20 protein-coding genes are annotated in these 24035 nt (G+C 71.5%); 3 read left to right on the forward strand and 17 right to left on the reverse strand.

What is annotated here, in order from left to right; translation table 11 throughout:
• Positions 1-154 precede the first annotated feature (154 nt).
• The 10 genes from aroQ to OG392_RS07075 form a co-directional block, all read right to left on the reverse strand.
• Positions 155-601, reverse strand: a complete 447-nt coding sequence (aroQ, locus tag OG392_RS07030; RefSeq protein ID WP_329276718.1) for a type II 3-dehydroquinate dehydratase — start codon at positions 599-601, stop codon at positions 155-157.
• Positions 598-1695, reverse strand: coding sequence for a 3-dehydroquinate synthase (gene aroB, locus OG392_RS07035; RefSeq protein ID WP_329276720.1), 1098 nt, complete (start codon positions 1693-1695; stop codon positions 598-600). Before aroB ends, aroQ begins: the two co-directional genes overlap by 4 nt.
• Positions 1692-2213, reverse strand: coding sequence for a shikimate kinase (locus OG392_RS07040; protein WP_329276722.1), 522 nt, complete (start codon positions 2211-2213; stop codon positions 1692-1694). The genes aroB and OG392_RS07040 overlap by 4 nt, the downstream gene beginning before the upstream one ends.
• Complete coding sequence (gene aroC, locus OG392_RS07045; protein WP_329276724.1) at positions 2210-3394, reverse strand: chorismate synthase; 1185 nt, start codon at positions 3392-3394, stop codon at positions 2210-2212. Before aroC ends, OG392_RS07040 begins: the two co-directional genes overlap by 4 nt.
• Positions 3395-3649: 255 nt before the next feature.
• Positions 3650-4480, reverse strand: a complete 831-nt coding sequence (locus OG392_RS07050; RefSeq protein ID WP_329276726.1) for a shikimate dehydrogenase — start codon at positions 4478-4480, stop codon at positions 3650-3652.
• A gap of 2 nt (positions 4481-4482) precedes the next feature.
• Positions 4483-6345: an endolytic transglycosylase MltG gene (gene mltG / locus OG392_RS07055; protein ID WP_329276728.1), complete on the reverse strand. Its 1863-nt coding sequence runs from the start codon at positions 6343-6345 to the stop codon at positions 4483-4485.
• Positions 6346-6447: 102 nt separating this feature from the next.
• A complete protein-coding gene (ruvX, locus tag OG392_RS07060) occupies positions 6448-6912 on the reverse strand; it encodes a Holliday junction resolvase RuvX (RefSeq protein WP_030316278.1) in 465 nt (154 codons plus the stop codon).
• Positions 6913-6914: 2 nt separating this feature from the next.
• Positions 6915-9584 carry an alanine--tRNA ligase gene (alaS, locus tag OG392_RS07065; RefSeq protein WP_329276730.1) on the reverse strand — a complete coding sequence of 890 codons (2670 nt, stop codon included), beginning with the start codon at positions 9582-9584 and terminating at the stop codon, positions 6915-6917.
• Positions 9584-9940: a DUF6167 family protein gene (locus OG392_RS07070; protein ID WP_329276732.1), complete on the reverse strand. Its 357-nt coding sequence runs from the start codon at positions 9938-9940 to the stop codon at positions 9584-9586. Before OG392_RS07070 ends, alaS begins: the two co-directional genes overlap by 1 nt.
• 6 nt (positions 9941-9946) lie before the next feature.
• The gene (locus tag OG392_RS07075) at positions 9947-10384 is read right to left on the reverse strand and encodes a DUF948 domain-containing protein (RefSeq protein ID WP_329276734.1); all 438 of its coding nucleotides are present in this window, start codon (positions 10382-10384) and stop codon (positions 9947-9949) included.
• Positions 10385-10542: 158 nt separating this feature from the next.
• Between OG392_RS07075 and OG392_RS07080 the strand changes: the two genes are divergently transcribed.
• Positions 10543-12852, forward strand: a complete 2310-nt coding sequence (locus OG392_RS07080; protein WP_329276736.1) for an ATP-binding protein — start codon at positions 10543-10545, stop codon at positions 12850-12852.
• Between the two features lie 49 nt (positions 12853-12901).
• Here the strand turns inward: OG392_RS07080 and rpsD are convergent, their stop codons facing one another.
• From rpsD to OG392_RS07110, 6 genes are all read right to left on the reverse strand, one after another.
• The gene (rpsD, locus tag OG392_RS07085; RefSeq protein ID WP_024758279.1) at positions 12902-13516 is read right to left on the reverse strand and encodes a 30S ribosomal protein S4; all 615 of its coding nucleotides are present in this window, start codon (positions 13514-13516) and stop codon (positions 12902-12904) included.
• A 358-nt stretch (positions 13517-13874) separates the two neighbouring features.
• Positions 13875-14567, reverse strand: a complete 693-nt coding sequence (locus tag OG392_RS07090) for a GmrSD restriction endonuclease domain-containing protein (protein WP_329276739.1) — start codon at positions 14565-14567, stop codon at positions 13875-13877.
• A gap of 49 nt (positions 14568-14616) precedes the next feature.
• Positions 14617-15969 (reverse strand): replication-associated recombination protein A, encoded by a 1353-nt coding sequence (locus OG392_RS07095; protein ID WP_329287111.1) that lies wholly within the window; start codon positions 15967-15969, stop codon positions 14617-14619.
• A gap of 64 nt (positions 15970-16033) precedes the next feature.
• Positions 16034-16660 (reverse strand): vitamin K epoxide reductase family protein, encoded by a 627-nt coding sequence (locus OG392_RS07100; protein WP_329276742.1) that lies wholly within the window; start codon positions 16658-16660, stop codon positions 16034-16036.
• Between the two features lie 186 nt (positions 16661-16846).
• Positions 16847-18109: a histidine--tRNA ligase gene (hisS, locus tag OG392_RS07105; RefSeq protein WP_329276744.1), complete on the reverse strand. Its 1263-nt coding sequence runs from the start codon at positions 18107-18109 to the stop codon at positions 16847-16849.
• A 10-nt stretch (positions 18110-18119) separates the two neighbouring features.
• Positions 18120-18836 (reverse strand): MBL fold metallo-hydrolase, encoded by a 717-nt coding sequence (locus OG392_RS07110; protein WP_329276747.1) that lies wholly within the window; start codon positions 18834-18836, stop codon positions 18120-18122.
• A gap of 172 nt (positions 18837-19008) precedes the next feature.
• Between OG392_RS07110 and OG392_RS07115 the strand changes: the two genes are divergently transcribed.
• Both OG392_RS07115 and OG392_RS07120 read left to right on the forward strand, forming a co-directional pair.
• Positions 19009-19818: a peptidylprolyl isomerase gene (locus tag OG392_RS07115; RefSeq protein ID WP_329276749.1), complete on the forward strand. Its 810-nt coding sequence runs from the start codon at positions 19009-19011 to the stop codon at positions 19816-19818.
• 199 nt (positions 19819-20017) lie between these two features.
• The gene (locus tag OG392_RS07120; RefSeq protein WP_329276751.1) at positions 20018-21247 is read left to right on the forward strand and encodes a DUF349 domain-containing protein; all 1230 of its coding nucleotides are present in this window, start codon (positions 20018-20020) and stop codon (positions 21245-21247) included.
• An 84-nt stretch (positions 21248-21331) separates the two neighbouring features.
• Here OG392_RS07120 and OG392_RS07125 read toward each other — a convergent pair whose 3' ends face one another.
• Positions 21332-23827 carry a RelA/SpoT family protein gene (locus tag OG392_RS07125; protein WP_329276753.1) on the reverse strand — a complete coding sequence of 832 codons (2496 nt, stop codon included), beginning with the start codon at positions 23825-23827 and terminating at the stop codon, positions 21332-21334.
• Positions 23828-24035: the final 208 nt, after the last annotated feature.

The following is a 24035-nucleotide window of genomic DNA, read 5'->3' on the forward strand; positions in this document are numbered from 1 at the left end:
CGCTCCGACGGTGGCAGCGGACCCCCCACTGCGTGCTGCATCCGGCCCCACTCCGTCTCGTACGCCTGATGTATCCGGTGTATCCGGTGCGCCGGAACGTTACCGTCCCCGGCCCCCACGAGGGGAGCGGCCGGGGCGTCCCCCCGGTGCCCTGTCAGTCCGTCAGTTCCTCGGCGAGCGCCCGCAGCGCCAGCCGGTAGGAACCGATCCCGAAGCCGGCCACCGTCCCGGTCGCCACGGCCGCGACGACCGAGGTGTGCCGGAACTCCTCCCGGGCGTACGGGTTCGAGATGTGGACCTCGATCATCGGCGCGGTCCGCTGGGCGGCCGCGTCCCGCATCCCGTACGAGTAGTGCGTGAACGCACCCGGGTTGATGACGACCGGGGTCGAGCGGTCCGCCGCCTCGTGCAGCCAGCGGATCATCTCGCCCTCGTCGTTCGTCTCCCGCACCTCCACGTCGAAGCCGAGCTCCGCGCCGAGGGTCTTGCAGGACTCCACGAGCCCCTTGTAGGAGGTGGCGCCGTAGATGTCGGGCTCGCGCGAGCCGAGCCGGCCCAGGTTGGGGCCGTTGAGCACCAGCACGGGACGGGGCTCGCTCACGCGGACACCTCGCCGTAGGCCGCGATCAGGACGGCCGGGTCGGGGCCCTCCAGGACGGTCGGCTTGCCGATCCCGTCGAGCACGATGAAGCGCAGCAGGTCGCCGCGGGACTTCTTGTCCACCCGCATGGTCTCCAGCAGCTTGGGCCACTGGTCGCCGCGGTAGGTGAGCGGCAGCCCGACGGACTCCAGGATCGCCCGGTGCCGGTCGGCGGTGGCGTCGTCGAGGCGCCCGGCCAGACGGCCGAGCTCGGCGGCGAAGACCATGCCGACGGAGACGGCGGCACCGTGGCGCCACTTGTACCGCTCGTTCTTCTCGATGGCGTGGGCGAGGGTGTGGCCGTAGTTGAGGATCTCGCGGCGGCCGGACTCCTTGAGGTCGCCGGAGACGACCTCGGCCTTGACCTGGATCGAGCGGACGAGCAGCTCGGCGGTGTGGGGGCCGGCGGGGGTACGCGCCGCCTGCGGGTCCTCCTCGATGAGGTCGAGGATCACCGGGTCGACGATGAAGCCGGCCTTGATGATCTCCGCGAGGCCGCTGACGTAGTCGTTGACCGGCAGCGAGTCGAGCGCGGCCAGGTCGCAGAGGACCCCGGCGGGCGGGTGGAAGGCGCCGACGAGGTTCTTGCCCTCGGCGGTGTTGATGCCCGTCTTGCCGCCGACGGCCGCGTCGACCATCGCGAGGACGGTGGTCGGTACGGCGATCCAGCGGACGCCCCGCAGCCAGGTCGCGGCGACGAAGCCGGCCAGGTCGGTGGTGGCGCCGCCGCCGACGCCCACGATGACGTCGCTGCGGGTGAAGCCGGTCTGGCCGAGCGCCTTCCAGCAGTATGCGGCGACCTCGGCGGTCTTCGCCTCCTCGGCGTTCGGCACCTGGATGGCGACCGTCTCGTAGCCCTGGTCGGCGAGGTCCGCGCGGAGCGCCTCACCGGTGTCGGCGAGCGCCTCGGGGTGGATGACCGCGATCCGCTTGGCCTGGCTGCCGATGAGGGCCGGGAGCTCGCCCAGCAGCTGCCGGCCGACCAGCACCTCGTACGGATCCGTGCCGGCGCTGCCCGCGACGTGGATACGGGTGACTTCCTGGTCCGTCGTCATGCGTCCTTCTTCAGATCCAGTGCCGCGAGGACCGCGTCGGCGACCTCTTCGGGGGTGCGGTCGTCGGTGCCGACGACGGCCCGCGCGACTTCGGTGTACAGGTGGCGGCGCGCCTCCATCAGCTCGCGCCACTGACGGCGCGGGTTGACGGCGAGCAGGGGGCGCGCGGTGTTGAGGCCGACGCGCCGGACCGCCTCGTCGACGTCCATCGAGAGGTACGCGACGGGCAGCCCGGCGAGCAGGGCCCGGGTTCCGGCGTCGAGGATCGCGCCACCGCCGAGGGAGAGGACGCCCTCGTGCCCGGCGAGCGCCGCGGCGACCGCGTCCCGCTCCAGGGCACGGAAGTGCTCCTCGCCGTCCTCGACGAAGATGTCGGAGATCTCTCGGCCCTCGGCGGCGACGATGTCGGCGTCGGTGTCCCGGTAGGGCGCGCCCAGCCGTTCGGCCAGGAGCGCGCCCACCGTTGACTTGCCGGAGCCCATGGGCCCGACGAGGACGACCAGGGGACCGCCGGTCACCGGATGCGCAGGTTGTCGAGGTACGACCGGACGTTGCGGCGGGTCTCGGGGACGCTGTCTCCGCCGAACTTCTCGACGACGGCGTCCGCGAGGACGAGCGCGACCATGGCCTCGGCGACGATGCCGGCCGCGGGGACGGCACACACGTCGGAGCGCTGGTGGTGGGCCTGGGTGGCCTCGCCGGTGACGACGTCGACGGTGGCGAGGGCGCGCGGCACGGTCGCGATGGGCTTCATCGCGGCGCGGACGCGCAGCAGTTCGCCGGTGGTGAGGCCGCCCTCGGTGCCGCCGGAGCGGCCGGAGGTGCGCCTGATGCCCTCGTCGGTCTTCACGATCTCGTCGTGGGCCTGGGAGCCGGGCACGCGGGCCAGCTCGAAGCCGTCGCCGACCTCGACGCCCTTGATGGCCTGGATGCCCATGAGGGCGGCGGCGAGCCGGGCGTCGAGACGCCGGTCCCAGTGGACGTGGGAGCCGAGGCCGACGGGCACGCCGTAGGCCAGCACCTCGACGACACCGCCGAGGGTGTCGCCGTCCTTGTGGGCCTGGTCGATCTCGGCGACCATCGCCTTCGACGCGTCGGCGTCGAGGCAGCGGACCGGGTCGGCGTCGAGCTTCTCGACGTCGGCGGGGGTCGGGTACACGCCGTACGGCGCCTTGGCGGCGGCCAGTTCGACGACGTGCGAGACGATCTCGATGCCCGCGGTCTCCTTGATGAAGGAGCGGGCGATCGCGCCGAGGGCGACGCGGGCGGCGGTCTCGCGGGCGCTGGCGCGCTCCAGGATCGGCCGGGCCTCGTCGAAGCCGTACTTCTGCATGCCGGCGAGGTCGGCGTGGCCGGGACGCGGCCGGGTCAGGGGGGCGTTGCGGCCCGTCTCCTTGAGTTCGGAGGGGTCGACGGGGTCGGCCGCCATGACCTTCTCCCACTTGGGCCACTCGGTGTTGCCGACCATGACGGCGATCGGGGAACCGAGGGAGAGCCCGTGCCGGACTCCGCCCAGGAAGGTGATCTCGTCCTGCTCGAACTTCATCCGGGCGCCACGCCCATAGCCGAGGCGTCGCCGCGCGAGGTGGTCCGCCACCAGCTCAGTGGTGACCGGGACGCCGGCGGGAAGACCCTCCAGTGTCGCGACCAGCGCGGGTCCGTGGGATTCCCCAGCGGTCAGCCAACGCAACCTGCTCAACGATGCTCCTCATGCTCGCGCCTGGGTACTGCGACGGCGCGACCGGGTGCGCGGCCCTGGCCCGCCATCCCTGATCCTCCCACGTCCGCGGGACGAACCCGTCCTCCGGTCCAGCTGTCGGACGCGGATCGCGCCGTTCTGGACGTTCTCGGCCGGGACGAGCGCCGACCGGGCGCCGGCCCGACCGGGCGCCCGGGGGCCGCGACGGTCACCCTCCCGGGTGCTTCCCCGCCCGACCCCGGACCCGCGGTGGCCCTAACGGGCCGCCAGGGCCTGCTCCCCGGCCGCCCGCATCGCCGCGAGCGGCGCCCTGGGGACGCCGGTCATCTGCTCGACCTGCAGGACGGCCTGGTGGACGAGGAGGTCGAGGCCGCCGACCACCTTGCCGCCCCGTTCGGACCAGGCCGCGGCGAGCGCGGTCGGCCACGGGTCGTACAGGACGTCGAAGAGGGTGCCGACGGCGTCGGGGACGGCCGCCGCGAGGGCGTTCGTCGTGCCGGCGGGGGTGGTCGCGACGACCAGCGGCGACGCGAAGGCCTCCGCCGCGTCGTCCCAGGCGGCGGTACGGACGTCCACGCCGAGCCGCTCGCCCCAGCCGCGCATCTCCTCGGCCCGCGCCTCGCTCCGTACGTACGCGGTGACGGGTCCGGCGCAGATCCTGGCGAGCGCGGCGAGCGCGGAGGAGGCGGTGGCACCGGCCCCGAGGACCGCAGCCGACTCCACCTTCTCGACACCCCGCTCCCGCAGGGCGGAGAGCATGCCGGGGATGTCGGTGTTGTCACCGACGCGTCGGCCGTCTTCGTGGAACACGACCGTGTTGACGGCCTCGACCGAGGCGGCCGTGTCGCTGATCCCGTCGAGCAGCGGGATGATCGCCCGCTTGAGCGGCATGGTCAGCGAGAGCCCGGCCCAGCTGTCGTCCAGCTCCCCGACGAAGCCGGGCAGCCCGGCCTCGTCGACCTCGAAGCGCTCGTACGACCAGTCGTCGAGCCCGAGCGCGGCGTACGCGGCCCGGTGCAGGACCGGGGAGAGCGAGTGCGCGATGGGCGATCCGAGGACGGCCGCGCGCCGGCGGGACAGGGTCATCGTCAGTTCCCCGCGTTGAACTTGTCGACGAGCTTCTGGTGCTCGGCGAGCGTCTTGGCGAATTCGGTCTTGCTCATGCCGTCGGTGGCGACGAAGTAGATCCAGCCGTCCTTCGTCGGGTCGAGCATGGCGGCGAGGGCGTCGTTGCCCGGGTTGCTGATCGGACCGGGCGGCAGTCCCTTGTGCTTGTACGTGTTGTACGGGTCGGTGTTGCTGTTCGCCTCCTTCTCGGAGATCTTGATCTCCGATTGACCCTTCAGATAGTTGAGGGTCGAGTCGAACTGCAGCAGCTGGAACGTCTCACGGTTGTCCGGCGCCAGGCGGTTGTAGATGACCTCGGCCATCTTCCGGAAGTCGTCGTGCGTCTTGCCCTCGGCCTGGACGAGGCTGGCCACCGTCAGAAGTTCCCACGGCCCCTTGAGTCCGAGCCCCTTCGCCTTTCCTTCGAGGTCGAGCTTCGTGTACTCCTGGTTGGCACGCGTGACCATCTTGCGGAGCGCGTCCTCCGGCTTCCCGCCCTTCGCGACCGGGTAGCTCGCCGGGAAGAGGAATCCTTCCAGCGGATCCTTGATGTCGGGGTGTTGTCCGGCCCAGGCAGGCAGGCCCAGGCTGCTCGCCTTCGCGAGCGCGACCTCCTTGGTCGTACCCGGCTTGAGGTCCAGACGCTCATCGAGCTTCTCGTAGACCCAGGCGTTGCGCCTGCCCTCGGGGATGATCAGGTTGGCCTGGCTGGCCGGATTCAGCATCAGCGTCACGGCGCTCTCCGCCGACATCTCCTTCTTCAGCGTGTACACGCCGGCCTGGATGGAGAGGCCCTTGGGATTGCGTCCCTGCGCCGAGACGAAGGCGTCGACGCTCTTGACGACGCCCGCCTTCTTCAGGGCGTTGCCGATCTCGTTGCCCAGCGCGCCCTTCGGGATCTCGACCTGGACCTCACCCGAGCCCGTGCCCGCGTAGTCCTCGGCCGCGCCGAACTGGCCCTGCCAGAACTGATAGCCGAAGTAGCCGACGCCGCCGACGCCGCCCGCGAGGACCAGCGCGACGACCAGGCACGCCACACCGTTCTTGCCCTTGCGCTTGTTCGCCTTGCTCCGGCTTTCGCGGTCGCCGCCGCGGGAGCCCCGGCCCCGGCCCGGCTCCTCGTCGTACTCGTCGTCGTCCGGATCGTCCTCGCCGGTGAAGAAGGGGTGCTTCTCCTCCTCCGGCTCCGGCTCGGGCTCCGGCCGGGCCTCTTCCTCCGGCGCCCAGTCGATCACCGGCTCCGGCGGATTCTGCCGGCGGCCGGGAGGCTGGGGCGGGGGGTACGCCTCGGGCGTGCCGTACAGGTCGGGGTTCTGGCCGCCGTACGGAGCGGCCGGAGGGCCGCCGTACGGCATCGCCGCCTGGCCCGTCTCCCAGTGGCCGTCGTACTGCTGTCCGAGGTGCCCGGGCGTGTCGTACCCGCCCTGGTCCTGGTACCCCGTCCCGTACTGCTGCTGATGTTGCTGCTGCTGGTACTGCTGGTGCTGCTGCTGTTCGTACGCCTGCTGGTACTGCTGCTGCGCCGCGTGCTGCTGCGCCTGCTGCTGGTACTGCTGCTGCGCCTGCGGATCGACGTACCCCTGCGCCTGCTGCTGATACTGCTGCTGCTGGTGCTGGTTCTGCTGGTACGGGTGGTACGGGTCGCCCTCGTACGCCTGCGGGACCTGACCGGTCTGGCCGCCCTGCCCGTACGGGTCCTGGTAGCCCTGAGCGCCCTGGCCGTACTGGTTCGCCTGCTGCGGGTGCGGGTAGTGCGGCTGCTGGCCCTCCCACCCCTGGTCCCCGAAAAGCGGGTCCCCGGGGTGCCACGGTTCGGAGCCGGGGCTCCGGCCATACTCAGTCATCGATCCCCAAAACAGCCGCGAGGCTTCCGGACGATCCGCCTCTACGTAGTGCGGCAGCTGTTCGAACACCGCCGCATCGCGCGGAACGTTACCGTATCGCGATCAGATGACCACTTCGACGCCCTCACCGGGCGGATTACCTGATACCCGTTCGGACTCAAGAGCGTTCTGCAGGATGATCACAGCGGCGGCCTGATCGATGACGGACCGCCCCTTCTTGGCCTTCACGCCGGAGGCCCGCAGCCCCTGGGTCGCGGTGACCGTGGTCATCCGCTCGTCGACCAGCCGGACCGGTACCGGAGCGATGCCCTTCGCCATCTCCCCCGCGAAAGCACGGACCTTGGTAGCGGCCGGACCCTCCCGCCCGCTGAGCGAGCGGGGCAGGCCCACGACGACCTCGATCGGCTCGTACTCCTCGACGATCTGGCGGAGCCGCCGGTGGGCGGCCGGGACGTCGCGTCCCGGCACGGTCTCCACCGGCGTGGCGAGGACCCCGTCGGGGTCGCACGAGGCGACCCCGATCCGGGCGTCCCCGACATCGACCGCGATACGGCGGCCGCGACGCATCGTCACGCCGTCTCCACCACGAGACGCTCGACGGCGGCGATGGCCTCGCCGACGGCCTGCGGGTTCGTACCGCCGCCCTGGGCGACGTCCGGCTTGCCGCCGCCACCGCCACCGAGGGTCTTGGCGGCCGTACGGACCAGCTCGCCGGCCTTGAGACCGCGCTCACGGGCGGCCTCGTTGGTGGCGATGACCGTGAGCGGCTTGCCGTTGGCCGTGGTGAACAGGGCGACGACGGCCGGACGGTCGGACGGGAAGCGGCCGCGGACGTCGAGGACCAGCTTGCGCAGGTCGTCGGCGCCGGTGCCGTCCTGGACCTGGCCGGTGACGAGGGCGAGGCCGCGGATGTCCTGGGCGGAGTCGACGAGACCGGCGGCGGCCTGGAGGACCTTCTCCGCGCGGAACTTCTCGATCTCCTTCTCGGCGTCCTTCAGCTTGCCGAGCATCGCGGAGATCTTCTCCGGCAGCTCCTCGGGACGGCCCTTGACCAGCTCCTGGAGCTGGGCGACGACCGTGTGCTCACGGGCGAGGAAGTTGTACGCGTCGACACCCACGAGGGCCTCGATACGGCGCACGCCGGAGCCGATGGAGGATTCGCCGAGCAGCTTCACCAGGCCCAGCTGGGCGGTGTTGCCGACGTGCGTGCCGCCGCACAGCTCCTTGGAGAAGTCGCCGATGGTGACGACGCGTACCTGCTCGCCGTACTTCTCGCCGAACTCGGCGATGGCACCCTGGCGCTTGGCCTCGTTGATCGGCATGACCTCGGCGTGGACCTCCAGCTCGCGCGAGAGGACCTCGTTGATCTTCTGCTCGACATCGGTGAGCACCGCGCCGGGGACGGCGTTGGGCGAACCGAAGTCGAAGCGGAAGCGGCCGGGCTGGTTCTCGGAACCGGCCTGGGCGGCCGTCGGGCCGAGGGCGTCGCGCAGCGCCTGGTGGGTCAGGTGGGTGGCCGAGTGGGCGCGGGCGATGGCCCGGCGGCGGCGCACGTCGATGCTGGCGTAGGCGGTGGCGCCCACGGTCACCTCGCCGACCTGCACGGAGCCCTTGTGCACGGAGACACCGGGAACGGGCTGCTGGACGTCACGGATCTCGATGACCGCGCCGCTGTGCAGCCTGATCCGGCCCTGGTCGGCGATCTGGCCGCCGCCCTCGGCGTAGAACGGGGTGCGGTCGAGGACGACCTCGACCTCGTCGCCCTCGGAGGCGGCCGGCGAGGAGACGCCGTTCACGAGGAGACCGACGACGGTGCTCTCGCCCTCGGTGTTGGTGTAGCCGGTGAACTCGGTGGCGCCGTTGCTGTCGGCGATCTCCCGGTACGAGGTCATGTCGGCGTGGCCGGTCTTCTTCGCCTTGGCGTCGGCCTTGGCCCGGTCCCGCTGTTCCTTCATCAGGCGGCGGAAGCCGTCCTCGTCCACGGAGAGGCCCTGCTCGGAGGCCATCTCCAGGGTGAGGTCGATCGGGAAGCCCCAGGTGTCGTGGAGCAGGAACGCCTTGTCGCCGGAGAGGATCGTGCCGCCGGCGGCCTTCGTCTCGGTGACGGCGGTGTCGAGGATGTTGGTGCCGCCCTTGAGGGCCTTGAGGAAGGCGGCCTCTTCGGCGAGGGCGACGGTCTCGATCCGCTTGCGGTCGGTGACCAGCTCCGGGTACTGCTCACCCATGGTGTCGATCACGGTGTCGACGAGGTCCTGGACGACCGGACCGGTGGCGCCGAGCAGGCGCATGTTGCGGACGGCGCGGCGCATGATGCGGCGCAGCACGTAGCCGCGGCCCTCGTTGCCCGGGGTGACGCCGTCGCCGATGAGCATGACGGACGTGCGCATGTGGTCGGCGACCACGCGCAGCGAGACGTCGCTCTCGTGGGCCTTGCCGTAGGCGACGCCGGTGAGTTCGGTGGCCTTGTCGATGACGACCTGGAGGGTGTCCGTCTCGTACATGTTCTGGACGCCCTGGAGGATCATCGCCAGGCGCTCCAGGCCGAGGCCCGTGTCGATGTTCTTCGACGGCAGCTCGCCGAGGATCGGGAAGTCGTCCTTCCCGGTTCCCTCTCCGCGCTCGTACTGCATGAAGACCAGGTTCCAGATCTCCACGTACCGCTCGTCGTTGACGGCCGGGCCGCCCTCGACGCCGAACTCGGGACCGCGGTCGTAGTTGATCTCGGAGCACGGGCCGCAGGGTCCGGGGACGCCCATCGACCAGTAGTTGTCCTTCTTGCCGAGGCGCTGGATGCGCTCGGCGGGGACGCCGACGACGTCGCGCCAGATCTGCTCCGCCTCGTCGTCCTCCTGGTAGACGGTGATCCAGAGCTTCTCCGGCTCCAGCCCGTAGCCGCCGTGCTCCACCGGGGTGGTCAGCAGCTCCCAGGCGAGCTTGATGGCGCCTTCCTTGAAGTAGTCGCCGAAGGAGAAGTTGCCGCACATCTGGAAGAACGTGCCGTGGCGGGTCGTCTTGCCGACCTCTTCGATGTCCGGCGTACGCACGCACTTCTGCACGCTGGACGCGCGCGTGAAGGGCGGCTTGACCTCACCCAGGAAGTAGGGCTTGAAGGGCACCATGCCGGCGGGGACGAGCAGCAGAGTCGGGTCGTCCGCGATGAGCGACGCCGAAGGGACGACGGTGTGCCCGCGCTCCTCGAAGAAGCTCAGCCAGCGGCGGCGGATTTCAGCCGACTCCATCAGTGGTCCTCATTCCGGTTGTACGAGATCGTGGGAAGTGAATGCGTGGTCGGGTACGGGGCGGGGCCGAGCGCGCCCCTGCGGCGCGGCTCCGGAAGCTCCCGGGCCTGGGCCGGGCCCGGCTCGACGGGTGCGTCGAGGCCGAGCGCCTCCTCCAGTTCGGCCTCCCGCTGGACCATGCCGTCCCTCACGTCGAGGGCGAAGTCCTTGAGGCGGTGGCCGGTCTCGATCGCCTTGTTCGCCGCCTGGGCCGCGAGGCTCTCGGGGGTCAGCTGCTTGAGCTTCCGGTTGACCTTGGTGGTGGCCCACACGCCGGCGGCTGCGCCGGCCGTGAACCAGAACGTGCGGCGGAACATCGCGGCTCAGCCCTTCTGCTTCCGGCGTCGCGAGGACGGCACGGTACGGCCGACGATCACAGTACGTCGCGAGGAGGTCCGCGGCGCGTCGGCGCCGTCCCCGCCGCGGCCCAGCGCCTTGCGCACGCCGTAGCCGAAGGCCGCGACCTTGACGAGCGGGCCGCCGAAGGTGGAGGCGACGGTGGAGGAGAGCGCGGAGGCGTTGGAGGTGACCTCCTGGACGTCCGAGGCGATGGCGTCGACCCGGTCGAGCTGGGTCTGTGCCGAGCGGACGGTCGCGGAGGCGTCGGCGAGCAGGGGAACGGCCTGCTCGGTCACGTCCGCCACCATCTTGGTGGTCGCCCTGAGCGTCTGCGCCAGCCTCACCAGAACCACGGCGAGGAAGGAGACCAGGATCGCCCAGAAGACGGCCACCAGAATCCCGGCAACCTCTCCACCGGTCACTCTGCACCGCTCTCTGCTGTCGTTGGGCCCTTGCGAAAAGTCGTCCCCCGACCCTATCGCGCCCGGGCTGTCGCCCCGTACCGCATTACCGCCTGTGCGACGGGAGTTACGGGAACCGATTGTACGGAGCGCGCGGGGGTGAGTACGCTCCGTGTCCCATGCGACGGAGCAATCTCCCGGCGGAGCTCAACCGGTTCGTCGGACGGACCACCGAGCAGGCCGCACTGACGGCGCTCCTCGACGCGTCCCGCCTGGTCACGGTCGTGGGCATGGGCGGGGTCGGGAAGACCCGGCTCGCCCTGAGAGCCGCCTCGGCGGCGCAGAAACGCTACAGCGACGGGGTGCGGCTCGCCGAGCTCGCACCGCTGCGCGACCCCGAGCTGATCGAGTACGCCCTGGTGGAGGCGTTCGACCTGACCGACCACACCCCCCGGCCCCCGCGCGAGGCGCTCGTCGAGCATCTCGCCGAGCGGCGGACGCTGCTGGTCGTGGACGGTTTCGAGCACGTGGTCGAGGACTGCGCGCCGCTGCTGCGCGAACTCCTGGAGCACGCTCCGGGACTCGCGGTCCTCGCGGTCGGCCGACGGCCCCTCCGGGTGGCGGGCGAGGCCGTGTTCCCGCTGGCGCCGCTGGGCGAGGAGGACGCGATGACACTCCTCGCGGAGCGGGCGGCGGAGGCGGGCGCACCGGTCCTGCCGGGGGCGGGCGCCGGGGCGGGGGCCCTCGTCGGCGTGCCGACGCCGACGGGCGCGCCGGCCCGCCCGGGCGCGGCCGCGGCCCGGCCCGCGGCCCCGGAGGGTCTGCCCGGGGCCCGGGGAGCCCGGTCCCCGGGCCCGGCCCGGTCCGGCGGCCGGGACGCCGTACGGGAGCTGTGCCGGCGCCTCGACGGGATTCCGCTCGCCCTCGAACTGGCGGCCGGGCGGCTGCCGCTGCTCTCCGTCGAGCAGATGCTGTACCGCCTCGACGACCGCTTCCGGCTTCTCACGGACGGTGCGCGGGGGGCGCTCCCCCGCCATCAGACGCTGCGCACCGCCATCGGCTGGAGCCATGAGCTGTGCACTCCGGAGGAGCGGCTCCTCTGGGCGCGGCTCTCGGTCTTCCCCGGCCCGTTCGACCTGGAGGCGGTGGAGTACGTGTGCGGGGGCCCCGAGCTTCCGCCGGAGCGGATCCTGGACCTGCTCGGCGGGCTGCTCGCGCAGTCGCTGCTCACCCGGGAGGACACCCCGGCCGGTCCCGCGTACCGGATGCTCGACACGGTCTCGGCGTACGGGGCGGAGTGGCTCACGGCGCTCGACGACACCGAGCGGATGCGGCGGCGGCACCGCGACTGGTACATGGGGCTGGCCACCTGGTGCGAACTGGAGTGGTTCAGCCCGCGCCAGCCCGAGGTGGCGGCCCTGACGGAGGCGGCGCTGCCCCATCTGCGGGCGGCCCTCGAACTCTGTCTGGAGCTGCCGGAGGACGCGCATCTCGCCCAGCACCTGGCGGGCACGCTCTGGTTCGCGTGGGTGGGCTGCGGGCGCCTCTCGGAGGGCCGGCACTGGCTGGACCGGGCGCTGGCGCTGGAATCGGGCCATGAGGAGGCGCGGCTCAAGGCGCTGTGGGTGCTCGGGTACGTGGCGGTGCTGCAGGGGGACGGCACAGCGGCGGTGGCGGCGCTCCACGAGTGCGGGGAGCGGGCCAGGTCCTCGCGGAACGCGCTGGCGGAGGCGTACGCGACGCACCGGATGGGCTGTCTCGCGCTGCTCACGGACGACATGCCGCGGGCCGAGGAACTGATCGGGCGGGCGCTCGACGCGTACCGGGAGCTCGGCGAGCTGAACAGCAATGTGCTGATGGCGCAGATCGAGCTGGCGATGGCGCGGGCGTTCCGGGGCGACGAGGAGGGGGCGGGCGCGCTCTCCCGGGAGGTCAGGGAGGTCTGCGAGGAGCGGGGCGAGCTGTGGGCCCGGGCGTACGCCCTCTATGTCCTGGGGTATCTGGCATGGACCCGGGGTGCGTACGGGGAGGCGCGGGAGCTGCTGACCGAGTGCGTGTCGATCAACGACAGCTTCCGCGACCTGGTCGGCCTCGTGCTGGCGATCGAGCTGCTGGCCCTGGTGACGGTGAGCGAGGGCGATCCCGCGGAGGCCGCGGTCCTGCAGGGGGCGGCGGTGCCGGTGTGGGACACCGTGGGTGTCCGGCTCTTCGGCTCGGAGGCGTTCGGCGTGCCGAGGGCGCGGTGCCGGCGGCAGGCGGAGGAGGCGCTCGGCGCGGAGGCGTACGGCGCCGCGTTCCGGGTGGGCCAGGGGCTCTCGGCGGCGGAGACGGTCGAGCGCGCGCTCGTGGCCGGCCGGAGTCCGGGCCTCGGCGCCCCGGCGGATGCGTCCGCCCCGCGTCCGTTCCGTACGGGCGGAGCGGCGGCGGTCCCGGGAACGCGGAAGCCCGCCGGCTCCCCCACCGGCAAGGGCGGGGAAGCGGCGGGCTGAACACCGCGGGGGTGGCACTACGTCCCCCGGCTTCCGCCGGGGGCCCGGATCAGCGGGCGTAGTACTCGACGACCAGCTGCTCGTCGCAGATGACCGGGATCTCCTTGCGGTTCGGGTCGCGGTCGAGGCGGAAGGCCAGGGCCTTCAGGTTGACCTGCAGGTAGCGCGGGGTCTCACCGTCGGCGGCGAAGCCACCCTCACGGGCGACCTCGAACAGCGGCTTGGTGCGGCTGCGCTCGCGGACCATCACGACGTCGTCGGGACGGACGCGGAACGACGGCTTGTCGACCTTGCCACCGTTGACCTGGATGTGGCCGTGGACGACCATCTGGCGGGCCTGGTAGATGGTGCGGGCGATGCCCGAACGCAGGACCAGGGCGTCGAGGCGACGCTCGAGCTCGACGACCAGCGCCTCGCCCGTCTTGCCTTCGGCCTTCTTGGCGCGGTCGTAGGCGCGCGCCATCTGGCGCTCGCTGATGTCGTACTGGGCGCGCAGACGCTGCTTCTCGAGCAGACGGACCTTGTAGTCCGAGTTCTGCTTGCGGCCACGGCCGTGCTCGCCCGGCGGGTAGGGGCGGGCCTCGAAGTACTTGACAGCCTTCGGGGTCAGCGCGATGCCGAGGGCACGCGACTTCTTGACCTTGGGACGGGACTGGTTCGGCATGAACCAACCTCTCTACTGGTACGAAACGGCTTCACCAGGGTTAGGGGAGGTCGCATCCGCAGCCCGGGAAACCCGCCGGGTCCGTACGAGACGGACCGTGCCGGGCAGCCGCTCCCAGGTCTGGGCACATACGTGCAGCACGCGAACGACCCACCGCCGCTCCCGGGAACCCGGGTGGTGGTGGGTGGCACGCGACACCCTCGAAGGTGCGCGACGCTCCTGGAAACCCCGCCCGAGGGCCGGGTCTCCGGCTGACTGTCCCGTTCTGGTGGTGCCGACCGGAGCCGGACACGGGACGCAGCAATCCGGACCAGTGTACCGGCTCCGCGGGACTCCTCCACACGCGGTCCCGTCCGCCTCAGCGGCAGGTGGCGAGCAGCTCCTCGACGGCCTTCTTCTCCGGCGGGGACACCGTGAGGCCGTACTTCGCCTTGATCCCGGTCCAGCGCCGGCCGTACTCGCACCCGTACGCGCTCCTCGGCGGCCGCCACTTGTCCGGGGTCCTGCTGCTCTTGTCGTGGTTCGTCTGTTTGTCGGTGGCGACCAGCACGTCCAGGTCGTTGGCGTAGGCCAGCCGCCGCTCGGGCGTCCACGCCCAGGCGCCCGCCCGCCAGGCCGCGCCGAGCGCGACGACGTGGTCGGTCTGGATCTGCGAGGCCCTGCGGTACGAGTAGGGCAACTCCTTGCCCGTGTACGGGTCGTGCAGGACTCCGGAGAGGACGACGCACGGGTTCCGGTCGCCGAGCCGGACGTCGTCGAGGTCCCGGCGCAACACGTCGTCCCGGGTGTCACAGCCGTTGCGCCCACCGGGGGCATCGGTCTCGTCGGACCAGCCGTCCCCGAATCTCGCCCGCTCGTACGTCTGCCGGTTCTCGCCCCAGGCGACCCTGAGCCCGGCCAGCCGGGTCCTCGCCTCCGCGGGGGTCGGCGGGAAGCCGGGGCTGACGAGGGGGACGGCGGAGTGCCGTGCCGCCCCGGGCTCCGGTCCCGTGGTGGGCCCGCACGCGACGGCCCCCAGGACCAGAGCCAGTACGCCCGCTTCACGGATCACGGGGCGAGGTGAGGCGCGCGGGGCGCGGGTCCGGGCGAAGGGCGCGCGTCTACTCGTCACCCTTGAGCCGTGCCCTCACCCGGTCCACCACGTCCGCGTAGCGGGCCTCCGCGCCGTAGCGGGTGGGCTCGTAGTACCGCTTGCCGTGGATCGTGTCCGGGGCGTACTGCTGGGCCGCGATGCCGCCCGGGACGTCATGAGGGTAGACGTACCCCTGGGCGTGGCCGAGCTTGGCCGCGCCCTTGTAGTGGCCGTCGCGCAGATGCGGCGGGACCGCGGCCGCGAGGCCGCTGCGCACGTCCGCGAGGGCGGCGCCGATCGCGGTGGTCGCCGCGTTCGACTTCGGGGCCAGGGCCAGGGCGATCGTCGCGTGGCTCAGGGTGAGCGCCGCCTCGGGGAAGCCGATCATCGCGACGGCCTGCGCGGCGGCGACGGCGATCGGCAGCGCGTTCGGGTCGGCGAGCCCGATGTCCTCGCTCGCGGAGATCATGAGGCGCCGGGCGATGAACCGGGGGTCCTCCCCCGCCTCGATCATCCGGGCCAGGTAGTGCAGGGCCGCGTCCACGTCCGAGCCGCGGATCGACTTGATCAGCGCGCTGGCCACGTCGTAGTGCTGGTCGCCGTCCCGGTCGTACTTGACGGCCGCGCGGTCGACGGTCTCCTCGACCGTCTCCAGAGTGATCTCCGGCTCGCCCTTGGCGATGGCCGCGCCCGCGGCCGCCTCCAGGGCGGTGAGGGCGCGCCGGGCGTCGCCGCCCGCGACCCGCAGGAGATGGGCCTCGGCGTCCTCCGGGAGGGTCACGGCCCCGCCGAGTCCGCGCTCGCCGGTGAGCGCCCGGGCCATCAGGCCGCGCAGGTCGTCGTCGGTCAGCGGCTCCAGGGTGAGGAGCAGGGAGCGGGAGAGGAGCGGCGAGATGATCGAGAAGTACGGGTTCTCGGTGGTGGCCGCGATGAGCGTCACCCAGCGGTTCTCGACGGCGGGCAGCAGCGAGTCCTGCTGGGCCTTGGAGAAGCGGTGGATCTCGTCGAGGAAGAGGACGGTCTCCTTGCCGTAGCCACCGACGGCGCGGCGGGCTCCGTCGATGACGGCACGGACCTCCTTGACGCCCGCCGTGATCGCCGAAAGCTCCACGAACCGCTTGTTGGTCGCCTTGGAGACCACGTACGCCAGGGTCGTCTTCCCGATCCCGGGCGGACCCCAGAGGATCACGGAGGAGGCGCCGGCGGGGCCGCCGTCACCGTCCCCCACGAGTCGGCGCAGCGGCGATCCGGGCTTGAGCAGGTGCTTCTGCCCCACCACCTCGTCGAGGGTGCGCGGGCGCATCCGGACGGCCAGCGGGCTGCTGGCGGGGTCCTTCTCCTGGCGGTCTTCGGCTGCTGCGGTAAAGAGGTCGGGCTCCACAGTCATGAAGCCTAGGTCACCCCACCGACAGCGACGTCTCCGCCGGCGGTCCGCCGGCGGAGGGTCAGCTGGTCCAGAAGTCCCACCAGCGGGTCAGGATCAGCATGCCGATGATCCCGATGTGCAGGACGGGGAGGACCCAGGTGAACTCGTCGAAGAAGGTCCGGAGGGCGCGGGGGGCGGGGACGGCGCCGCTGCGGACGTTGTGCGAGGTCACGTACCAGAACATGACGATGGTGGCGACCCAGGCCAGGCAGCACCAGAGGCACAGCGAGTTGATCTCGTACAGCGACTGGTACATCAGCCAGGTGCAGAATCCGACGCCGAAGAGGGTGCCGGCGTTGAGGCCGAGCCAGTACCAGCGGCGGTAGCGGGCCCCGGCGAGCAGGCCGACACCGATCGCGATCACCATGGCGTACGTGACGAGGCCGAGCATCGGGTTGGGGAAGCCGAAGACCGAGGCCTGCTCGCTCTTCATGATGTTGCCGCAGGAGACGATCGGGTTGAGGCTGCACCCGGGGACGAAGTTCGGGTCCTCGAGGAGCTTGAACTTGTCGATCGTGATGACCCAGGCGGCGAGCACCCCGGCCGCCCCGGTGATCACGAGCATCCAGGCGAAGGCCTTGCTCGCCCCGATCGTGCCGTCGTCGTGCCGGCCGGACGCGGCCTCGTCCACCGCTGCCTTCGTCATGTCGCCATTTCCCTCGCTCGCGAGCCTTGTGGGCACGGTCATTCTGCCGTACGGGGGACGGCGCCCACCGTTCGCCGGAGATAAGTGAGGCGAGCGTGAGGACGACGTGAAGGGGCCCGGGCCCACGCGCGTGCGCGGGCCCGGGCCCCATCACGGGAGAGTCCGTCGGACTCTCCGGAACGTCCGTCAGGCCAGCTTGGCCCGTACCGCGTCGAGCAGGGCGTCCACGGCGACCGCCTGCTGCTCGCCGGACTCCATGTCCTTGAGCTGGACGACGCCCTCGGCGAGGTCGCGCTCACCGGCGACGACGGCGAAGCGGGCACCCGAGCGGTTGGCGTCCTTCATCGCGCCCTTGAGGCCCTTCCCGCCGAACGAGAAGTCCGCGGAGATGCCCTCCTTGCGCAGTTCGGTGACCTTGCCGAAGAGGATCCGGCGCGCCTCCTCGCCGATGGCCACGGCGAAGACGCTGGTGACGGCGGGGAGGTCGAGCTCGATGCCCTCCGCCTCCAGGGCGAGGACCGTGCGGTCCACCCCGAGCGCCCAGCCGACGGACGGCAGCGCGGGGCCGCCGATCATCTCGGAGAGGCCGTCGTAGCGGCCGCCGCCGCCGACCGCCGACTGCGAGCCGAGACCGCCGTGGACGAACTCGAAGGTCGTGCGGGTGTAGTAGTCCAGGCCGCGCACCAGCTTGGCGTCGTCCTCGAACTCCACGCCCGCCGCGGTGATCAGGGCGCGCACCTCCTCGTGGTACGCCTTGCACGCGTCGCAGAGGTAGTCGCCGAGCAGCGGGGCGCCGACGAGCTGCTTCTGCACGGACTCGCGCTTGTCGTCGAGGACGCGCAGCGGGTTGATCTCGGCGCGGCGCAGGGTCTCCTCGTCGAGGTCGAGCCCGCGCAGGAAGCCCTGGAGCGCCTCGCGGTAGACGGGACGGCACTCCTTGTCGCCCAGCGAGTTGAGCAGGATGCGGAAGTTCCGCAGGCCGAGGGAGCGGTACGCCTGGTCGGCCAGGATGATCAGCTCGGCGTCGAGCGCCGGGTCCTCCGCGCCGATCGCCTCGGCACCGACCTGGGAGAAGTGGCGGTAGCGGCCGGCCTGGGCCCGCTCGTAGCGGTAGTACGAGCCGGAGTACCAGAGCTTCACCGGCAGGTTGCCCTGCTTGTGCAGGTTGGCCTGGAGCGCCGCCCGCAGCACGGACGCGGTGCCCTCGGGACGGAGGGCGAGGTGATCGTTGCCCTTCGTGGTGAGGGTGTACATCTCCTTGGTCACGATGTCGGTGGACTCGCCGACACCGCGGGAGAACAGCTCGACGTTCTCGAAACCGGGCGTCTCGATGTAGCCGTAGCCGGAGTTCCTCAGCGGCGTGGAGATCGCGTCCCGGACCGCCAGGAACGTGGCGGAGCGGGGCGGGATCAGGTCGTACGTGCCCTTGGGGGCCTGAAAGGTGCTCACGAAAGTCTGGTCACATTCCTCGTCGGGGAGCGTCCGGGCTGCTGCTCCCGTGGCGGCCGGCGGCCACGTCCCGCAGATAGGGGTTCGTGGCGCGCTCCTGGCCGATGGTCGTCTGGGGACCGTGTCCCGACAGCACCACGGTCGAGTTGTCGAGCGGCAGGCACACACGGGCCAGCGAAGCGAGCATCTCGTCCATGTCACCGCCGGGAAGGTCGGTGCGTCCGACGGAGCCGGCGAACAGCAGGTCCCCGGAGAAGAACACGGAGGGGATCTCCGTGGTCTCCGGCATCCTGAAGGTCACCGACCCCTTGGTATGACCGGGCGCGTGGGCGACGGAGAAGTCCAGACCGGCGAGCTTGAGCGCGGCGCCGTCCGTCAGTTCTCGCACGTCGTCGGGTTCTCCCACGGTCAGCTCGCCCATGAGGGGCATCCCGATGGAGCGGCCGAGGGCCTTCTCCGGGTCGCTCATCATGTAGCGGTCGGACGGGTGGATCCACGCGGGGACGTCATGGGCGCCGCACACCGGGACGACGGAGGCGACGTGGTCGATGTGTCCATGGGTCAGGACGACGGCGACGGGCTTGAGCCGATGCTTCTTCAGCGTCTCCTCGACACCCTGGGCGGCCTGGTGGCCCGGGTCGATGATCACGCACTCCTCGCCTGCGGCGGGGGCGACCAGATAGCAGTTGGTCCCCCAGGCCCCGGCGGGGAACCCGGCAATCAGCACGTTCGTCCTTAGATGTCGTCCGGCACGAGGGCGCGGAATTCGCGGAAACCGCGGGAAACGCGGAATACGGCAGATCAGAGCCTACCGGCGGTGCCGGTTCCACAGCCAACCCGTATACGGTACGGGCACACCCGGCCAGGACAGGAACAGACGAGCGACAGGAGCGGAACCGGTGGTCACCAGCGATCAGCGGCGGCGGCAGCTTGCCAGGGAGAAGTACGCGCGGCAGCAGCAGCGGCGGGAGGAGAACCGACGCAAGGCGAAGCGCCGCAACACCGTCATCGCGGCCGCCCTCGCGGTGGTCCTCGCGGCGGGCGGCGCGGTGTACGCGTCCGTGGCGCTGACGGGCGACGACTCCCCCAAGGACGACGCGGCGGGCTCCGGCAGCTCGGCGAGCAGCTCGCCCAGCAGCCCGGCGCCCTCACAGAGCGCGTCGTCGAGCGCCGAGCCGAAGATGTCGGTGGACGCCAAGGCCACGTACGCCATGGCGCTCAAGACGAACGAGGGCGACATCACGATCACCATGGACGCGGCGAAGACCCCGCGCACGGTGAACTCCTTCTCGCACCTCGCGGGCAAGAACTACTTCGACGGCACGAAGTGCCACCGCCTCACCACCAGCGGCATCTTCGTGCTGCAGTGCGGTGACCCCAAGGGCGACGGCACCGGCGGCCCGGGCTACACCATCCCGGACGAGAACCTGGACGCCCTGGGCAAGGCGGGCGCGAACGGCTCGGTCACCTACCCCGCGGGCACCGTGGCGATGGCGAACACCGGGCAGCCGGGCAGCGGCGGCTCGCAGTTCTTCCTGGTCTACAAGGACAGCCCGCTGCCGCCCAGCTACACGCCGTTCGGGAAGATCGACGCGGCCGGCCTCCAGGTGGTCGAGGACGTCGCCGCGGCCGGTGTCACCGGCGGCGCCGCCGACGGTGCCCCGAAGAAGGCCGTCACCATCGAGAAGGCGACCGTGGCGAAGAAGTGAGCCGGGGTCCGCACGCAGGCGTGACCGCCGAATCTCGGTCGCGCTGAGTGCGGACAGCCGGGCCGCCGTTCGCCTAGATTGGCGTTGTGCAGCGTTGGGCCGTCGGCCGCGCTGCGGAAGGCGGGCGAGGCCCGCCGGGAAACTGTGGACGATGCCCGGGGGGTACGACCCCGCGACGGCATCATGGTGAGGAGGCGCTGTGAGCAGCGACCCGTGGGGCCGCGTCGACGAGACGGGCACCGTGTACGTGCGGACGGCCGAAGGCGAGAAGGTCGTCGGATCGTGGCAGGCCGGCACCCCTGAGGAGGCTCTGGCCTACTTCGAGCGCAAGTACGAGGGCTTGGTTGTCGAGATCGGCCTCCTCGAGAAGCGGGTGAAGACCACCGACCTCTCGGCGAAGGACGCCACCGCGGCGATCGAGCACATCCGGCACCAGATCGACGAGCACCACGCCGTCGGCGATCTGGCCGCGCTCGCGACCCGCCTCGACAAGCTCGTCGAGACGGTCGACTCGCGCCGTGAGGAGCGCAAGGCCCAGAAGGCCAAGCAGACCGACGAGGCGCGCTCCGCCAAGGAGAAGCTCGTCACCGAGGCCGAGGAGCTGGCCCAGAGCGAGCAGTGGCGCTCCGCCGGCGAGCGGCTGCGGGCGCTCGTGGACACCTGGAAGGGCCTGCCCCGGCTCGACCGCAAGTCCGACGACGAGCTGTGGCACCGCTTCTCGCACGCCCGCTCGGCGTTCTCGAAGCGCCGCAAGGCCCACTTCGCCTCGCTCGACGCCCAGCGCGAGGACGCCCGCAAGGCCAAGGAGCGCCTGGTCGCCGAGGCGGAGTCGCTGTCGAACTCCACCGACTGGGCCACGACGGCGGCCCGCTACCGCGACCTCATGACCGAGTGGAAGGCGGCCGGCCGCGCCCAGCGCGAGCACGAGGACGACCTGTGGAACCGCTTCCGCGGCGCCCAGGACGTCTTCTTCGCGGCGCGCGGCGAGGTCTTCGCCGAGCGGGACGCGGAGCAGACCGAGAACCTCAAGCTCAAGGAGGAACTCGCGACCGAGGCCGAGAAGCTGCTGCCGGTGTCGGACCTCAAGGCGGCGCGCGCCGCCTTCCGTTCCCTCAACGAGCGGTGGGAGGCCGTCGGCCACGTCCCGCGTGACGCCCGCCCCAAGGTCGAGGGCCGGATGCACACGGTGGAGCGGGCCATCCAGGAGGCCGAGGAGACCGAGTGGCGCCGGACGAACCCGGAGGCGCGCGCGCGTGCCGCGGGTCTGACCGGTCAGCTCCAGGACGCGGTCGAGAAGCTCCGCAAGCAGATCGACGCGGCCCGTGCCGCAGGCAACGACGCCAAGGCCGACAAGCTCTCCCGTGAGCTGGAGGGCCGCCAGGCCCTGCTCGACCAGGCCATGAAGGGCCTGGAGGAGTTCGGCGGCTGACCCGGCCGAGACCGTACGAGGAAGGCCCCCCGGCTCAGCGCCGGGGGGCCTTCCTCGTACGGTGCGGCCGCGGGGAGACTTCCCCTAGGGCCTGCGGGCCGAGGTCACGCGGTACACGTCGTAGACGCCCTCCACGCCCCGTACGGCCTTCAGGACGTGGCCCAGGTGCTTCGGGTCGCCCATCTCGAAGGTGAAGCGCGAGGTGGCCACCCGGTCGCGGGAGGTCTGGACGGCCGCCGAGAGGATGTTGACGTGCTGGTCCGAGAGGACCCGGGTGACGTCGGAGAGCAGCCGCGACCGGTCCAGGGCCTCGACCTGGATGGCGACGAGGAAGACCGAGGACTGGGTGGGCGCCCACTCGACCTCGAGGATCCGCTCCGGCTCCCGGGAGAGGCTCTCCACGTTGACGCAGTCGCTGCGGTGAACCGATACGCCACTGCCGCGGGTGACGAAGCCGATGATCGGGTCGCCGGGCACGGGGGTGCAGCAGCGGGCCAGCTTCACCCAGACGTCCTCGACGCCCTTGACGACGACACCGGGGTCGGCGTTGGAGCGGCGCTTGGAGCGGCCGCGGGTGGGCGGTGTCGCCTCGTCGATGTCCTCGGTGGCCGCCTCCTCGCCGCCGAGCGCCTGGACGAGCTTCTGCACGATCGACTGGGCGGTGACATGACCCTCGCCGATCGCCGCGTACAGCGAGGAGATGTCGCTGTAGCGCATCTCGTGGGCGAGGGTGACGAGCGAGTCGCCGGTGAGGATCCGCTGGATCGGCAGGTTCTGCTTGCGCATGGCCCGCGCGATGGAGTCCTTGCCCTGCTCGATGGCCTCGTCGCGGCGCTCCTTGGAGAACCAGGCCCGGATCTTGTTGCGGGCGCGCGGGGACTTGACGAAGCCCAGCCAGTCGCGGGAGGGCCCGGCGCCGGCCGCCTTGGAGGTGAAGACCTCGACCAGGTCGCCGTTGTCGAGGGTCGATTCGAGCGGCACCAGCCGCCCGTTGACCCGCGCTCCTATGGTGCGGTGGCCGACCTCGGTGTGGACGGCGTACGAGAAGTCGACCGGGGTCGCGCCGGCGGGCAACGCGATGACGTCGCCCTTGGGTGTGAAGACGAAGACCTCGTTGCGCGAGAGGTCGAAGCGCAGGGACTCCAGGAACTCGCTGGGGTCCTCGGTCTCCTTCTGCCAGTCGAGGAGCTGGCGCAGCCACGCCATGTCGTTGAGGTGGTCGTCCTTGCCGGCCTTCTTCGGCACGTCGGCACGGACCTTGGAGGCACCGGCGACGGCCTCCTGCTTGTACTTCCAGTGCGCGGCGATGCCGTACTCGGCGCGCCGGTGCATGTCGAAGGTGCGGATCTGCAGCTCGACGGGCTTGCCGTTGGGTCCGATGACCGTCGTGTGCAGCGACTGGTACATGTTGAACTTCGGCATCGCGATGTAGTCCTTGAACCGGCCGGGGACCGGGTTCCATCGCGCGTGGACGGTGCCGAGGGCCGCGTAGCAGTCGCGGACGGTGTCCACGAGGACGCGGATGCCCACCAGGTCGTAGATCTCCGCGAAGTCACGGCCGCGGACGATCATCTTCTGGTAGACGCTGTAGTAGTGCTTGGGGCGGCCGGTCACGGTCGCCTTGATGCGGGCGGCGCGCAGATCGGCCTGGACCTCGTCGGTCACTATGGCGAGGTACTCGTCCCGCTTGGGGGCGCGCTCGGCGACGAGCCGGACGATCTCGTCGTACATCTTGGGGTAGAGGATCGCGAAGGCGAGGTCCTCCAGCTCCCACTTGATGGTGTTCATGCCCAGGCGGTGGGCCAGGGGCGCGTAGATCTCCAGGGTCTCGCGGGCCTTCTTCTCCTGCTTCTCCCGCTTGAGGTAACGCATGGTGCGCATGTTGTGCAGGCGGTCGGCGAGCTTGATGACCAGGACCCGCGGGTCCTTGGCCATGGCGACGACCATCTTGCGGACGGTCTCCGCCTGCGCGGCCTCGCCGAACTTGACCTTGTCGAGCTTGGTGACGCCGTCGACGAGCAGCGCGACCTGGTCGCCGAAGTCCCGGCGCAGGGTGTCGAGGCCGTACTCGGTGTCCTCGACGGTGTCGTGCAGCAGGCCGGCCATCAGCGTCGCCGGGTCCATGCCCAGCTCGGCGAGGATGGTCGTCACGGCGAGCGGGTGCGTGATGTACGGGTCGCCGCTCTTGCGCTTCTGGCCGCGGTGCCAGCGCTCGGCGACCTGATAGGCCCGCTCGACCTGGCGGAGCGTCGCCGTCTCGATCTTCGGGTCGTTGGAGCGGACGATCCGCAGCAGGGGTTCGAGGACCGGGTTGTACGGGGAGGAGCGCTGGACGCCCAGCCGGGCGAGACGGGCACGGACGCGGTTGGACGAGCCGCCCGAGCGGGCGGGCGCCGCCGGGGCGGGCCGCGTGGGCGCCGGGGCCTCGGGCGCCGGCGGCTTGGGGGCCGGCGGCGCGGCGGCGGCAGGCGCGGGCCCGGTCTCCGCGGGCTTGTTCTGGGGCGTGCCGGTCCCCGGCGCGGCCTTATCGGCCTTCGGGTCGGGCTGCGCGGCGGAGAGTGACTGGGCCTCGTCTGGCAAGAGCGCTCCTCTGGGGTCCCCCCGGACGGAGTCTGGGGGAGGTACCGGGTCCCCCGGTCAGGCCCGGAAAGGCCATGGTATCGAGCCCTGACACGCACTGCTCACGGGGCCGGGGCGGGGAACGGGACCGACGGCGGGCCCGGCAGGCCCCTCGGGCCCGGACCGGGGTACTCCGGAAAACCGAAGGGGCGCTCCGGGGATTCCCCGG

The sequence above is a fragment of the Streptomyces sp. NBC_00691 genome (assembly GCF_036226665.1).
Taxonomy (GTDB): Bacteria; Actinomycetota; Actinomycetes; order Streptomycetales; family Streptomycetaceae; genus Streptomyces.